This is a genomic window from Pseudomonas imperatae (assembly GCF_057128625.1).
The window spans coordinates 219125-234402 of record NZ_JBSKHP010000010.1 but is presented as its reverse complement, the minus strand read 5'-3'; the positions used below and the strand labels follow the sequence as shown (position 1 = coordinate 234402).

Sequence of the window (15278 nt, the reverse complement as noted above, 5' to 3'; positions counted from 1 at the left end):
CGCCCAAGCGGCCGACGGCCCGGAATAGAAGCGCCTCCGGTTCCGTCTTCTTCGGCTACGCCTCAGCCCGCTTGGCCGACGCCTCCAGTCGGCCCTGGCGCTTTATGGGGCACACAATCAAGATCAAAGGCCTCACGGGATCAAGATCAAAGGCAGCTTGCGGCGCAGCGGGTAGCGCAGCTGCGCAGCAGCGCAGCCTACTTCTTGTCATGCTTGAACGCCGCCTCCAGCGCCTCATTGATCGTGCGCAGCACCTTCACCCGCGCCCAATGCTTGTCATTGGCTTCAATCAACGTCCAAGGCGCCAGTTCGGTGCTGGTGCGGTCGACCATGTCGCCCACCGCCTGCCGGTACTGGTCCCATTTCTTGCGGTTGCGCCAGTCATCCTCGGTGATCTTGAAGCGCTTGTAGGGCACCGCCTCGCGGGCCTGGAAACGCTCCAGCTGGGTCTGCTTGTCGATGGCCAGCCAGAACTTCACCACCACCACGCCGGCGTTGTGCAGCTGCTCTTCGTAGTCGTTGATTTCACCGTACGCACGCAACCAGTCAGCATCGCTGCACAGGCCTTCCACCCGCTCCACCAGCACTCGCCCGTACCAGCTGCGGTCGAAGATGGTGAACTTGCCCCGCGCCGGGATCTGCCGCCAGAAGCGCCACAGGTACGGCTGCGCCAGCTCGTCCTGGCTGGGCGCGGCGATGGGCACGATGTTGTACTGGCGCGGGTCCAGGGCCGCGCACACCCGGCGAATAGCCCCGCCCTTGCCGGCGGCGTCGTTGCCTTCGAACGCGGCCACCAGGGCGTGGCGGCGCATGCGCTTGTCGCGCAGCAGGCCGGCCAGGCGCGCCTGTTCGGCGGTCAATTGCTTGCGGTAGTGATCCTTGTCCAATTGCTGGTTCAGGTCGAGGCTGTCGAGCAGGTTCTTGCCGTCCAGGCTCACGCCCAGTGGCGCGACGCTCTGGTGCACCGGCTCGGTCGGGGCCTTGAGCGCGGCCTGCAGGCCTTCGAGCAGCAGCTTGCCCACGGTGAGGCTGCGGTAGTGCGGGTCCACGCCCTCGATGATGTGCCAGGGCGCGTACTCGCGGCTGGTGCGGCGCAGCACGCGCTCACCGAAGCGCACGAAGCGGTCGTAGGTTTCCGATTGCTGCCAGTCCAGCGGGCTGATGCGCCAGCTGTGCAGCGGGTCGTCCTGCAGGGCCTTGAGGCGCGCCTTCATCTGCTTCTTGGACAGGTGGAACCAGAACTTGAAGATCAGCGCACCTTCGTCGCAGAGCATCTGCTCCAGGCGCTCGGCACCATTGATGGCCTGGTCCAGCACCGCGTCCTTGAACTCGCGGTGCACGCGGCCCTGGATCATCTGGCTGTACCAGTTGCCGAAGAACACGCCGATCTTGCCCTTGGCCGGCAACTGGCGCCAGTAGCGCCAGGCCGGCGGCCGGGCCAGTTCCTCGTCGGTCTGCTGATCGAAGGAACGCACTTCGATCAGCCGTGGGTCCATCCACTCATTGAGCAGCTTGACGGTCTCGCCCTTGCCCGCCCCCTCGATGCCATTGATCAGCACGATCACCGGGAAGCGCGCCTGTTCCTTGAGCTCGTTCTGCGCTTCCAGCAAGGCCTCGCGCAAAGCGGGCACCTCGGCGTCGTAGGTCTCCTTGTCGATGGCATGGCCGATTTCGGCGGACTCGAACATAAGCATGGGCTCCTTGGCAGCTAGTGCCTGGAGCGTAGCGCATCAGCCCGCCGAAGGGTTATCCCCGCGCTCGGCGCGCGTCAGGTGGGCAAAGATTGCCTCCCGGGCCTGGTCACGCCCTGGCCAGTCCCCCACGGCTTCGAACGGCGCCAGGACAGCGTTGATTTCCATGGAGTGGTTGCGCATCAAGTGGGCAACCCACTGCTGCCGGCTGATCAGGTATTGGATGAAATCCTCGCCTTGTTCGGCGGCCACCAGCGCTTGCCGTGCAGCCTCGACCTGCACGCCATCAAGCAGGGCGGTGCCGGGAACCGGGCCGCGCAGGGGGTGCGCCGGCATGGCGAAATGCTCACCCAGGGTCGCGCGCAGCTGCAGGCGCACGGTAGGCTCCTGGGCCAGCAGCCCGGGTATTCTCAAGTCGCCAAACACCAGTCGGGTGGCGTAGTCGTGGATCTGCTGGTCCCGGAACATCGAGCGCAAGCGGCTGTACAGCAGTTGCCCGGATTGTGGGTTGAGCTCGGGGTCGGCGGGCTCGAATCCGAAAGCCGCCATTTCCAGGTCGCTGAAGGTCAGCACCGTCGCATCCTCGCTGCCAGCCGCGAAGCGGGCGATATCGAACAGACGCGTGCGCAAGGTTGGAATGCGTACCGCACGCTGCACCAGCTCCAGCACCCGCCGCGACAGGTCAACCCGGTCGAGGGTGTATTGCGGCGTGCTGCGCAGGTCTTCGAGCACATTGAGAAAGCGCACTGAACGACCGTGGCCGATCAACGCACGCCAGTCATTGAGGTAGCCCTCATGATCGACGCTGTTGAGCCCCAGCAACCAAGGGCTCGACAGGTGCTCGGCGCTCCAGGGCACGGGGGGCTCGGTGAAATAGAGGTCGAACAGGCGCCCGGCCAGCGCCCGGCCGACGATACGCCTGCGCAGCTGCGCCGGGAAAGGATTCGAGCGCAGGTCCACCTGGATCAGCCGGCCTTCGCCCTGCTGCGTCCAGAGTTGCTCGGGCAGTTGCACCAGCCCGGTGTTGGTGAGATTCAAGGCACGCAAGCGCGGCAGGGTCGCCACCCACTCAGGCCAGTTCCCCAGGGCAGTATTGCCCAGGTCCAGGTTACGCAGGCGCGCAAAGCCATTGGCCTGGGTGACGCCCAGCAACAGGTTGCCGTTGAGCGAGAGCGTGCGCAGTGCCGGCAAGCGCCCCAGCTCATCCATCATCGCCTGGTCCAGCAGCAGATGGTTACCGCCCAGCTCCAGGTTGCGCAAGGTGGCCCGCTGATGTGATAGATCGGGCAACACCTGCAGCCCGGCGTTGCTCAGCTCCAGGTCACGCAACTGACGGAAATTGAGCAGCAATTCGCCCAGGCCTTCCGCGCTCAGGTGACTGTGGCTCAGGTCCAGGCGCGCGATGAAGTTGAAAGCATGCATCAGCGGCGGCAGCTCCAGCAGCGACAACCCGCTGAGGTCCAGCGCCGGGTTGTTCAACTCGTGGGGGAATTCGTCGGGGCCATTGCGCCGCCAGGTCATCAGCAGGCGCGAGCGCACGTCGCGGCGCTGGTGCTGCAATTCCAGCAGGTCACCGTTGAAGCGGCGCAGCGCCTCTGCCGACGGCTGAGCTTCAACCCACAGCTGCAAGTAGATATCCAGCTGCTGATACTCGGCCTGGTGCGCATCGAGAATGGCCAGGGCGTCATCATAGCGGCTGCCGAAACGGTGGATGTAACGCAGGTACTCCAGGGCCTGAGGCCTGCCCAGCGCCGGGAACAACGCGCGGACCCTGCTGACCATGTGGTTCTGGCTGGGGTTGTCAGCAGGCAATTCACCCGCCCTGCGGCCAGACATTCCATACCCCCAGCGGCCCAGTTCGTCACGTGCCGGGGCACTGAAGAACGCCGCCGGCGGTTGCTGCTTCAGCCAGCGGGCACATTGCTCGCGGTCGGCCAGGGCCGCGTCTCGGATCTGGGCGGCACTGGCCTGCGCCCCGAGGCGCTCCCTGAACTTGCCCGCCAGTACAGCGCTGTCGGGCGTCGCCAGGCGTGCCCGGCACAGCCCCTCGAGGGCGCGATTCAGGCGCAATGCCTGTTGGTAGAGGCGCGCCTGCTCAGCCACTGCCAGCGGCAACCGCGGAGCCTGGGCGAGAGCCAACCGCGCCTTCGGGCTGAGCTTGCGCAACAGTTCCTCGGCCACCGCCACCGGCAGCGAGGGAAAGTCGCGACGCACCACGCCGTTGGCAAGGTCACTGCCGAAATGGGAGTCATCGTACAGCGCCTTGAACAGTGCGTTGTCGTCGCTGCCCTGGGCCTCGGCCTGGAAGGTTTCCGCCAGCTTGTAGGCCAGGCTCGAACGCGTCACCTCCAGCCCCTGGCGGTGTTGGCTGATGGCCAGGTCAATATCGAAACGTTCAAGCGTATCAGTCAGCAGCGCCGAGGCGCGGGTGCCGCGGTAAAACACCTGGTCAAGCAGCTCGGGCTCCACCCCCGCACAGCGCATCGCCAGGCCCAGCCCTTCGCTGTCCAGGTGCGCCACCGGACCATCCAGCAGGGTGCGCAGGCTGCGTCCAGTGACAGCCTCGGCCTGCTCGGGCGCCAGTTGCCACACGCCCGAGTCCTCCATGACGAGCGGCTGGTAGGCGTTGTGATCCTCAGGATGAATGACCCGCCAGGCCTGGCGGTCGCCGTCGAAGCGCACCGCGTAGGGGCGCCCCTGGATCAGCACGTATTCCTGGTCCAGATACTCCATCACCAGATCATCATTGAGCGGCAGGTCGCCGGGCAGTGCCAGGCGTTGCGCATAGCCGTCCAAGGTCGGGCGCAACAGGCGTTCGGCACCACTGGGCAGTCGCAGCGGCTGCAACTCATCGAATGCCGCGCCCTGGGGCCACATAGGCACCCGCGGGCGTGCAGCCAGCGCGGTCCCGGCGCTCATTACCGCCAGCAACGCCAGGTTTTCAGCCACGCCTAGCGCATGGGTCGCGGCGGCATCGGCGTCGCCGTGGCGCCAGTCCTGCCCCCCTGTGTACACCTCGTAAACCAGCTGCGCCGCGGCGCAGGCCAGCATCAATTCACCGACGCCAGGAATCAACAATGCCACCATTCCCAGCAGCTCCAGCCCCGCACTCAGCCAGCTGCGGTTGCGCTCATCGCGCTGTTGCTGGTCGACATCGGCGGTGGGCATGGCCAGGGTGCGGCCGTCGTCCAGCACGCGTGCCACGCGACGGGCATGCACGGCAGCGAACAACGGCCCGGTCAGCGCAACCCGCTCCAGGAACAGGTTGGCCTCGGGGTCAGGGGCTCGCCGGGGAGCTGCGGGAAAGGTGGTGACCAGTGGCGTCAGGCGGTCCTTGAGGTGGTCCAGGAAGGGAGCAAGGTGAGCATGGCTGACAAAGCGCTGCCAGTACCGCAGGTAGGCCGGGGCGCGGAGCTTGTCCCGAAGGGCGTCATGGGCAGCCTGCAGCGAGGCGAACTCCTGGAGCGGCTGCTCCGGCTCCTGGGGCAGGTACAGCACGCAAGGACCGTGGTCGGTTGTATCCAGCAACAGCGGCCCGTGCAGGTCGCCCCCGTCGAAGGTCGAGCTGTGCATCATGCGCAAGGCGCTGGCGCGCACTGGCCGTTGGTGCCAGGTAGCGGGCCGGCCGGCGGCCAAGTCCAGCAGCATGCGGTAGGCCGGTTCGCTGAGATGCTTGCGCAGATGCCCGATGTGCGCCAGCACCTCCAGGCTGTGACGGTCATTGTCGGTGAACAGGGCCTCGATGCGCTCGGCCTGCGCGCTGGGGCTGAAATACTGCTTGAGCTGCAGTTGATACGCACCGCCGATGTCCTGGCTGCGGCACAGCCGGGCGAACTGCGCCGCAGTGATGGCCAGGGCGCTGCCCGGGTTGACGCGGTAGCTCATGCCCGCGTCTTCCAGCACCAGGGCATGGTCGGGCAGCACCAGCGAGCCTTCCAGGAAGGCTTCGTTTTCGACGAAGTTCTGCAGCGCGGCGTGCAACAGGGTCTGGCGAGTCATCTGCAGGCGTGGCACGCCCAGCGAGGTGATGTCCTTCTTGCGAGCCAATACGTGCTTGCGTACATCGACTTGACCGATCAGGGGCTGCAGTGCTGCCTCCAGACGGGTCTGGGCGAAGGTTTCCAGGCCTGGCAGCGGCGCCAGCCACTCGGTCAATGCCTGGCGGGCGACCTGGCTGCGGGCCTGGCTGGCGCGCAACGCCGCCTGCACGTCCGGTGGCGCGTCCAGCAACCAGCGGGGCAGGCTGGCGGCGACGACGCGAGCGTGATTGCGCGCCTTGAAGTCGCCTTCCTGGGCAACCGGAATAAGAAAAGTCTCCTGGGGATTCATGCTCGCTCCTTGCGATGGCGTTGAATGACCGCCACCCTACCAAGCGCTTCCCGGCTAAAAGGCGGCAATAAACACCACCCGCCGTTATCATGGGCGCTTGTCTGTCGCCGAGCCGAACATGAGTACCGAACCGCTGCACGCCCAGATCGACTGGGACGACCTGGGCCGCCCCACCTCGCGCCACTACGGCGATGTCTATTTCGCCGCTTCCGGCCTGGAAGAGACGCGCCATGTGTTTATCGACCAGAACGACCTGACCACGCGTTTCAGCGCGCTGGGCGATGGCCAGCGCCTGGTGATCGGCGAGACCGGCTTCGGCACCGGGCTGAATTTCTTCTGCGCCTGGCAGCTGTTCGCCGAACGCGCCGCCCCCGGTGCGCGCCTGCAGTTCATCAGCGTGGAGAAATACCCGCTCAGCCACGCCGACCTGAGCCGCGCCCTGGCGCTGTGGCCGGAACTGGCGCCGTTCACCGCGCCGCTGCTGGAGCAGTACGTGGGTATCCATGCCGGCTTCCAGCGCCTTGTGTTCGACGGCGGGCGGGTGACCCTGACGCTGCTGATCGGCGACGTGCTGGAGCAACTGCCGCAGCTGGACGCCCAGGTCGACGCCTGGTTCCTGGACGGTTTCGCGCCGGCGAAGAACCCGGAAATGTGGACGCCCGAGCTGTTCGCGGAATTGGCTCGCCTGGCCGCACCAGGTTCCACCCTGGGCACTTTCACCAGCACCGGCTGGGTGCGCCGCGGGCTGATCGCGGTGGGCTACAAGATGAAACGCATTCCCGGCATCGGCAAGAAATGGGAGGTGTCGCGGGGCAGGTTCGAAGGCTTCATGGGGCCGCCCGTGCCACGCGTCAAACCCTGGTTCGCTCGCCCGCCGCACCCGACGGGCGAACGCCACGCGCTGGTCGTCGGCGCCGGCCTGGCCGGCTGCGCCACGGCGGCCAGCCTGGCCGCGCGCGGCTGGCGGGTCAGCCTGCTGGAGCGTCACGGCGCCGTAGCCGAGGAGGCGTCGGGCAACCCCCAGGGTGTGCTTTACCTCAAGCTGTCGGCCCACGGCACGGCACTGTCGCAGCTGATTCTCAGCGGTTTCGGCCACACCCGCCGGCTGCTGGAGCGCTTGCAGCGCGGCCGCGACTGGGACGCGTGCGGCGTGCTGCAGCTGGCGTTCGACGCCAAGGAAGCCCAGCGCCAGGCGCAACTGGCCACGGCCTTCGACCCGCAGCTGTTGCAGGTGCTGAGCCGCGAGGAAGCCCAGGCCCGGGCCGGTGTACAGTTGCCCAGCGGCGGCCTGTACTTCCCGGAAGGCGGCTGGGTGCACCCACCGGCGCTGTGCCAGTTCCAGGCGGCGCAGCCAGGGGTAACGCTGCTGGTGCATCACGACGTCCTGCAACTGCGCCACGTCGACGGCCAGTGGCAAGCCTGGGACGGCGAGCGCCTGCTGGCCAGCGCACCGGCGGCGGTGCTGTGCACAGCGGCCCAGGTGCGCGAGGTGGAGCAGACCGCGCAACTGCCGCTCAAGCGCATCCGCGGGCAGATCACCCGGCTGGCCGAGACCGCCGCCAGCGCCGCGCTGGCCACCGTGGTGTGCGCCGAGGGCTACGTGGCGCCCGCGCGGCTGGGCGAGCACACCCTGGGCGCCAGCTTCGATTTCCACAACGATGACCTCACCCCCACCCTGGCCGAGCACCAGGGCAACCTAGCCATGCTCGACGAGATCTCCCCCGACCTCGCCACGCGCCTGGGGGTTGCCGACCTGCCCGCCGAGCAGTGGCAGGGCCGCGCGGCGTTCCGTTGCACCAGCCCCGACTACCTGCCCATCGTTGGCCCGGTGGCCGACCGCGAGGCGTTTGCCAGCACCTACGCCATCCTCGCCCGCGACGCCCGCCAGGTGCCCGCCCTGCCCTGCCCATGGCTGCCTGGCCTGTACGTGAACAGTGGCCATGGCTCGCGCGGCCTGATCACCGCGCCGCTGAGCGGCGATCTGATCGCCGCCTGGCTGGACGACGAAGCCCTGCCGGTGCCGCGCGCCGTGGCCGAAGCCTGCCACCCCAACCGCTTCTGGGTGCGCAACCTGGTGAAGGGCAAGGCGTAGCAGCGGCCGCTGTTGTGGGAGCTGGCTTGCCAGCGAGCTGTTGAGGCCCTAAAAACTCGCTGGCAAGCCAGCTCCCACAAAGACAGTTGCGGCTACGGTGCTTGTGCCGGCCACTGCTGGTGAGGGATGCTGGGGGCCGGCGTCACCCACGGACAGTCCCATGTTGCGCATCACCCAGTTGCACAAATCCTACCCCACGCCCCAGGGTCCGCTGCCCGTGCTGGCCGGCGTCGACCTGCAGCTGGAACAGGGCCAGAGCCTGGCGTTGATGGGCGAGTCGGGCAGTGGCAAGAGCACCCTGCTGCACCTGGTGGCCGGCCTGGACCGGGCTGACCGCGGCCACATCGACGTGAACGGCCAGGCGCTGGAAAAATTGGGCGAACGCCAATTGGCTGCCTGGCGGCGCAGCGGTATCGGCCTGATCTTCCAGCAGTTCAACCTGGTCACCAGCCTCACCGTGGCCGACAACCTGGCCTTCCAGGCGCGCCTGGCCGGCCGCCACGACCCGGCCTGGCAAGGCGAGCTGGCCGAACGCCTGGGCCTCACCGCACTGCTGGCGCGCTACCCCGAACAACTCTCCGGCGGCCAGCAGCAGCGGGTGGCGCTGGGCCGCGCCCTGGCCTCACGCCCGGCATTGCTGTTGGCCGACGAGCCTACCGGCAACCTCGACGAGCACACCAGCACCCAGGTGCTCGACCTACTACTGCAGCTGCAGGCCGACAGCGGCTGCAGCCTGCTGATGGTCACCCACAGTTCGGCCATCGCCGCGCGCCTGCAACGGCGCGTGGTGCTCAAGGCCGGCCGCGTGCAGGGCAACTGACATGCCCACCCTGTACTGGGCCCTGTGCACGCTATTGAGCCACTGGCGCAAACACCCGGTGCAACTGGCCAGCGTGCTGGCCGGGCTGTGGCTGGCCACGGCCCTGCTGATTGGCGTGCAGGCCCTCAACGGCCAGGCCCGCGCCAGCTACGCCCAGGCCAGCGCCTTGATTGGCGGCCAGGCGCAGGCCAGCCTGGTGCCGACCCAGGGCGAACGCCTGCCCCAGGCGCTGTTCGTCAGCCTGCGCCGCCAGGGCTGGCCGGTGTCGCCCTTGCTGCAGGGCCGGCTGGACCTCAACGGGCAGCGCCTGCAAGTCACCGGCATCGACCCGCTGAGCCTGCCACCTCGCACCGCCCTGGCCGGGCAGGTGCCGACCGCGGATGAGCTGTACGCGTTCATCGGCGACCCTGGGCAAACCTGGGTGTCGCGCCAGACCCTCGACGCCCTGGGCGTTGCCGACGGCAGCCGCCTCAACGACACGCTGCCCCCGCTGCATGCCCGGGACGACATGGCGCCCGGGGTGCTGCTGATGGACATTGGTCACGCCCAGGCCGTGTTGCAGGCCCCCGAGCGGTTGTCGCGCCTGCTGCTGCCCGCCGACTTCACGGCCGCCCTGCCGCCCGACCTCGGCGCGCAGCTGCGCATCGATCACAGCGACCCGGGCCAGGACATGCAGCGCCTGACCGAGGCCCTGCACCTGAACCTTGCTGCCCTGGGCCTGCTGTCGTTCGTGGTCGGCCTGTTCATCGCCCAGGCGGCCATCGGCCTGGCGCTGGAACAACGGCGTGGCCTGCTGCGCACCCTGCGCGCCTGCGGCGTGGGCCTGGCCACGCTGGTGACGGCGCTGGTGCTGGAGCTGACGCTGCTGGCCCTGCTGGGGGCCGTCGCCGGCGTGCTCAGCGGCTACGCATTGGCCAGCGCCCTGCTGCCCGACGTCGCCGCCAGCCTGCGTGGCCTGTACGGCGCCGAGGTAGGCACGCAGCTCAGCCTCGGAGCCGGCTGGTGGCTGGGCGCCATCGGCCTGAGCCTGGCCGGCGCGCTGCTGGCCGGGGCACAAAGCCTGTGGCGCGCCGCGCGCCTGCCACTGTTGGCGCTGGCCGCCCAGGAAGCCTGGCGCAGTGCCCACGGCCAGTGGCTGCGGCGCCAAGGCTACGCCGCGTTGCTGCTGGGGCTGGCGGCGTTGCTGCTGGCCTGGCGCGGTGACAGCCTGGCGGCCGGCTTCGCCCTGCTGGCCTGCCTACTGCTGGCCGCAGCGCTGGCCCTGCCGGTGCTGCTCGATGGCCTGTTGGCCACGTTGCGCCCCGCCCGCCCCCTGGCCCAGTGGTTTCTCGCCGACTGCCGCCAGCAGTTGCCGGCCTTGAGCCAGGCGCTGATGGCCCTGCTGCTGGCCATGGCCACCAACATCGGCGCCTCGAGCATGACCGAGGGTTTCCGCCATACCTTCACCCACTGGCTGGAGCAGCGCCTGGTGGCCGAGTTGTACGTGCGCCCCACCGACGCCAGCCAGACCGCCCGCATACAGGCGTGGCTGGCGCAGCGGAGCGACGTGACGCGGGTGTTGCCCGGCCGCGAGCAGGACATCAAGGTGCAGGGCTGGCCAGTCGAGGTACACGGCGTCATCGATGACCCGCTGTACCGCGATCACTGGCCGCTGCTGCAACAAGCCGCCGGTGCTCCCTGGGACGATTTGTTCGACAGCCCCAGCCTGATGCTCAGCGAACAACTCGCCCGCCACCTGCGCATCGGCATTGGCGACCGCCTGCAGGTGCCGGGGCAGGCGGCCAGCGAGCCACTGACCGTGGTGGGCATCTACGCCGACTACGGTAACCCCAAGGGCCACGTGCTGCTCAGCGCCGCCACCTGGCAACGCCTATGGCCGACCGAAGGCCCCACGCGCCTGGCCCTGCGCCTGACGCCCCGGGCAGTACCGGCGCTCAAGGCCGACCTCCTGGCAAGCTTTGCCCTGGACGACAGCCGCGTGGTCGATCAGGGCCAGCTCAAGCGCTGGGCCGTGCAGGTGTTCGAGCGCACCTTTAGCGCCACCACGGCCCTGGACAGCCTGACCCTGGGCGTGGCCGCCCTGGCCCTGTTCATCAGCCTGCTGACCCAGAGCGACAATCGCCTGGGCCACCTGGCGCCGCTGTGGGCGCTGGGCGTGGGCCGGCGGCAACTGATCCTGCTCAACCTGGCGCAGACATGGCTGATGAGCCTGTTGACCCTGCTGCTGGCCATACCGCTGGGCATTCTCCTGGCCTGGTGCCTGGTGGCGGTGGTCAACGTCCAGGCCTTCGGCTGGCGCCTGCCGCTGCAAGTGTTCCCGCTGCAGCTGCTGCAACTGCTGGGTTGGGCACTGCTGGCCACAGTCCTGGCATCCATTTGGCCGCTGGTGCGCCTGCTGCGCAGCAAGCCTGCGGACCTGCTGCGAGTATTCGCCGATGAACGCTAGAAGCGCGCTGGCGCTGACCCTGTTGCTGGGCCTGGCCGCATGCGACCAGCCTGCACCACCGCCCCAGGGCTTCGCCGGCCTGGGTGCCGAGGGCCAGGGCTTCGCCCAGGTCACCCGCGGCGCGCCGCTGGTGTTCCCCCGCGACCACGGCGCCCACCCCGGCTACCGAATCGAATGGTGGTACGTGACCGCCAACCTCAAGGCCGCCAACGGCGAAACCTTCGGCGCCCAGTGGACCCTGTTCCGCAGCGCCCTGGCGCCCGGTGTCGAGCCCGCCGGCTGGAGCCACAAGACCCTCTGGCTGGCCCACGCCGCACTCACCGGCGCCCACTTCCAGCACAGCGCCCAGGCCCTGGCCCGTGGCGGCACCGGCCAGGCCGGGGTGCAGGCGCAGCCCTTCGCCGCCTGGATCGATGACTGGCAACTGGAAGCCCGCGAACCGGCCACCGACAACCTCGGCAACCTGCGCATGCGCGCCCACGGTGCCGACTTCAGCTACGACCTGACACTACAGGCCGACAAGCCGCTGGTGCTGCAGGGCGACCACGGTTACAGCCGCAAGTCGTTACAGGGCCAGGCCTCCTGGTATTACAGCCAACCCTTCTACCAGGCCAGCGGCATCATCCAGGCCCAGGGGCAACAGTGGCAGGTCAGCGGCCAGGCCTGGCTGGACCGCGAATGGAGCAGCCAGCCCCTGGCCGCCAACCAGCAAGGCTGGGACTGGTTCGCCCTGCACCTGGACAACGGCAGCCAGGTGATGCTGTTCCGCCTGCGGCAGCAAGACGGCGCAGACTTCATCAGCGGCAACTGGATCAGCCCCGACGGCCACGGCCAGCCCCTGGCCAGCGGCCAGGTCGAGCTGCTGGCCTCGGCGCCCATGGCCACCCTCGACGGCCACCAGGCGCCCACGCGCTGGCACCTGCGCATCGCCAGCCATGGCCTGGACGTGCAACTGCACGCCCTGAACCCTGAGGCCTGGATGAAGGTGGAACCGCCGTATTGGGAGGGCCCGGTGCGGCTGGAGGGCAGCCACGGTGGCCAGGGTTATCTGGAAATGACGGGGTATTGAGGGGTCAGATCAGGCCGCACAGCACCGCTTTCACCACGGCCGAGAGCTTGTTGCACACCCCGAGCTTTTCGATGCAGCGCGCAATATGGAAATTCACCGTGCGCTCGCTCAATTGCAGCACGTTGGCAACGTCTACCGAGGTCAGGCCCTGCGCCGTCCACTTCAGTACTTCCAGCTCCCGGGGCGACAGGCTGGCCTGTACCCCGCTGTCTACCAACTGCCGCTGGGCCTCCTCCTCGATGCGCGGCACCAGCGCGTTGTGCATGAGATTGGCCAGCCACAGCACGTCGCCGGCCTTGTCATAAAACTCGGCATTGCTGATGGCGTCCTGGCTGCGGGCCAGGCTCAGGACAGTGGTAGCGCCGTTGATGCCATGCACCGTCTGGCTGACCCCATGGCACAGGCCATGGGCATGGTACTGGCGCTCGATCTCACGCTCGTCCACAAACAACTCCGGCTGCCACAACAACGGGAGATGGCAGCGCATGCTTTCTTTGATCAAGGGGTCACTGACGGCGTAGCGGTTGTCTTTGTAAAATTGGTTCCATTTCACCGAATAATTGTTGCGCTTGAAAACTTTGTTGTGTCCCAGGGGGCGATGTACGTAGATATTGAGGCTGAAATACTGATAGCCCAACTCGCGGGTTACCGCGAGCAACGAGCCAAACAGGCTGTCTTCGCTGGCATCAGGGCAAAACCTTTCGAGCGATCGCAAGGTCCACAACATGATCGAATATCCATTTACGAAGTGCCCCGGTATGGGATCCAAGATTTATTATCAACAAAATAGTAGACCAACAGTTTTTGGCGTGACAAATAACCAATCGAAATTTAAGACCGGTTGAAATGGCAGCAGGAGATGTACAAATGAAAAATGGCAACTTTAAAAAAGTCGCGAAATATATTTCACAATATTTTGATTAATTACTCTAAAAACTGGAGCAACAATAATCCCTTATAACATATCGATCTAAAACTCTTGAAAATCTCACCGGTCAGTTCCTTAAGCGCGCCCCTAGCGGCGCCCCTCCCCAACGGAACAACCGGTAAGGACTTATGTGCGGATTAGCAGGTGAACTTCGTTTTGACCAACAACCGGCGGACCTCGCCGCCATCGAACGCATCACCCACCACCTGGCCCCTCGCGGCCCGGACGCCTGGGGCTTCCACAGCCAGGGGCCAGTAGCCCTGGGCCATCGGCGGCTGAAAATCATGGACCTGTCGGATGGCTCGGCGCAGCCCATGATCGATCAGCAGCTGGGCCTGTCCCTGGCGTTCAATGGCGCCATCTACAACTTCCCCGAACTGCGCAGCGAACTGGAAGCCTTGGGCTATGCCTTCTATTCGGGCGGCGACACCGAAGTGCTGCTCAAGGGCTACCACGCGTGGGGCGAGGCGCTGCTGCCCAAGCTCAACGGCATGTTCGCCTTTGCCATCTGGGAACGCGATACCCAGCGCCTGTTCATCGCCCGCGACCGCCTGGGCGTGAAGCCCCTGTACCTGTCGCGCACGGCTGGCCGTTTGCGCTTTGCGTCAGCCTTGCCGGCGCTGCTCAAGGGCGGCGACATCAATCCGATCCTCGACCCCGTGGCGCTGAACCACTACCTCAACTTCCACGCCGTGGTGCCGGCGCCGCGCACCCTGCTGGCCGGCATCGAGAAACTGCCACCGGCGACCTGGTTGCGCATTGACGCCCAAGGCAACACCGAGCAGCAGACCTGGTGGACCCTGCCCTACGGCCCCCACGCCGACGAGGCCAACCTGACCCTGGAAGACTGGCGCGACCGCGTGCTGGACAGCACTCGCGAGGCAGTTGCCATCCGCCAGCGCGCCGCCGTGGACGTCGGCGTGCTGCTATCGGGCGGCGTCGATTCCAGCCTGCTGGTGGGCCTGCTGCGCGAAGTAGGCGTGGAAGACTTGTCGACCTTCTCCATCGGCTTCCAGGACGCCGGGGGCGAGCGCGGCGACGAGTTCCAGTATTCCGACCTGATCGCCAAGCACTACGGCACCCGCCACCACCAGTTACGCATTGACGAAGCCGAGATCATCGAACAGCTGCCAGCGGCCTTCCGCGCCATGAGCGAGCCGATGGTCAGCCACGACTGCATCGCCTTCTACCTGCTGTCCCGGGAAGTGGCCAAGCACTGCAAGGTGGTGCAGAGCGGCCAGGGCGCCGACGAACTGTTCGCCGGCTACCACTGGTACCCGCAGGTGGACGGCGCCAGCGACCCCTATGCCGCCTACCGCGACGCCTTCTTCGACCGCAGCTACGACGACTACGCTGCCACCGTGCAGCCGGCCTGGCTGACGAAAAATGATGCTGCGGGTGACTTTGTCCGCGAGCATTTCGCCATGCCCGGCGCCAGCGCCGCCGTGGACAAGGCCCTGCGCCTGGACAGCACCGTGATGCTGGTGGACGACCCGGTCAAACGCGTGGACAACATGACCATGGCCTGGGGCCTGGAGGCGCGTACGCCGTTCCTGGACTACCGCCTGGTAGAGCTGTCGGCGCGGGTGCCGGCGCGCTTCAAGCTGCCCGACGGTGGCAAGCAGGTGCTCAAGGAAGCCGCGCGCCTGGTGATTCCCAGCGAAGTCATCGACCGCAAGAAAGGCTACTTCCCGGTGCCGGGCCTCAAGCACCTGGAAGGTAACACCCTCAACTGGGTGCGCGAGCTGCTGCTGGATCCCAGCCAGGATCGCGGCCTGTTCAAGCCGGCCATGCTCGACCAGTTGCTGACCAACCCCCAGGGCCAGCTGACGCCGCTGCGCGGCTCCAAGCTGTGGCAACTGGCGGCCCTGAACCTGTGGCTCAGCGAACAAGGAATCTGACC

The 15278-nt window shown here is 67.1% G+C and carries 8 protein-coding genes; 5 read left to right on the top strand and 3 right to left on the bottom strand.

Translation table 11 applies throughout. From position 1 onward, the window contains the following. Positions 1-197: 197 nt before the first annotated feature. Entirely contained in the window at positions 198-1688 is a 1491-nt protein-coding gene (gene pap, locus ACWKWX_RS15195; protein ID WP_483828221.1) for a polyphosphate:AMP phosphotransferase, read from the bottom strand. Positions 1689-1730: 42 nt separating this feature from the next. Further along, positions 1731-6020 carry a dermonecrotic toxin domain-containing protein gene (locus ACWKWX_RS15190; protein WP_483828220.1) on the bottom strand — a complete coding sequence of 1430 codons (4290 nt, stop codon included), beginning with the start codon at positions 6018-6020 and terminating at the stop codon, positions 1731-1733. Between the two features lie 118 nt (positions 6021-6138). On the opposite strand from ACWKWX_RS15190, the gene mnmC reads away from it, so the two are divergent. The 4 genes from mnmC (at position 6139) to ACWKWX_RS15170 (ending at position 12447) form a co-directional block, all read left to right on the top strand. Further along, a complete protein-coding gene (gene mnmC, locus ACWKWX_RS15185; RefSeq protein ID WP_483828219.1) occupies positions 6139-8112 on the top strand; it encodes a bifunctional tRNA (5-methylaminomethyl-2-thiouridine)(34)-methyltransferase MnmC2/FAD-dependent 5-carboxymethylaminomethyl-2-thiouridine(34) oxidoreductase MnmC1 in 1974 nt (657 codons plus the stop codon). Between the two features lie 160 nt (positions 8113-8272). Continuing rightward, positions 8273-8932: an ABC transporter ATP-binding protein gene (locus tag ACWKWX_RS15180; RefSeq protein ID WP_416422995.1), complete on the top strand. Its 660-nt coding sequence runs from the start codon at positions 8273-8275 to the stop codon at positions 8930-8932. 1 nt (position 8933) lies between these two features. Further along, positions 8934-11378, top strand: a complete 2445-nt coding sequence (locus ACWKWX_RS15175; RefSeq protein ID WP_483828218.1) for an ABC transporter permease — start codon at positions 8934-8936, stop codon at positions 11376-11378. Beyond that, entirely contained in the window at positions 11368-12447 is a 1080-nt protein-coding gene (locus ACWKWX_RS15170) for a lipocalin-like domain-containing protein (RefSeq protein ID WP_483828217.1), read from the top strand. The genes ACWKWX_RS15175 and ACWKWX_RS15170 overlap by 11 nt, the downstream gene beginning before the upstream one ends. A 4-nt stretch (positions 12448-12451) precedes the next feature. Here ACWKWX_RS15170 and ACWKWX_RS15165 read toward each other — a convergent pair whose 3' ends face one another. Beyond that, positions 12452-13174, bottom strand: a complete 723-nt coding sequence (locus tag ACWKWX_RS15165; protein WP_483828216.1) for an autoinducer binding domain-containing protein — start codon at positions 13172-13174, stop codon at positions 12452-12454. A 329-nt stretch (positions 13175-13503) separates the two neighbouring features. On the opposite strand from ACWKWX_RS15165, the gene ACWKWX_RS15160 reads away from it, so the two are divergent. Beyond that, positions 13504-15276 (top strand): N-acetylglutaminylglutamine amidotransferase, encoded by a 1773-nt coding sequence (locus ACWKWX_RS15160; RefSeq protein ID WP_483828215.1) that lies wholly within the window; start codon positions 13504-13506, stop codon positions 15274-15276. Positions 15277-15278 lie beyond the last annotated feature (2 nt).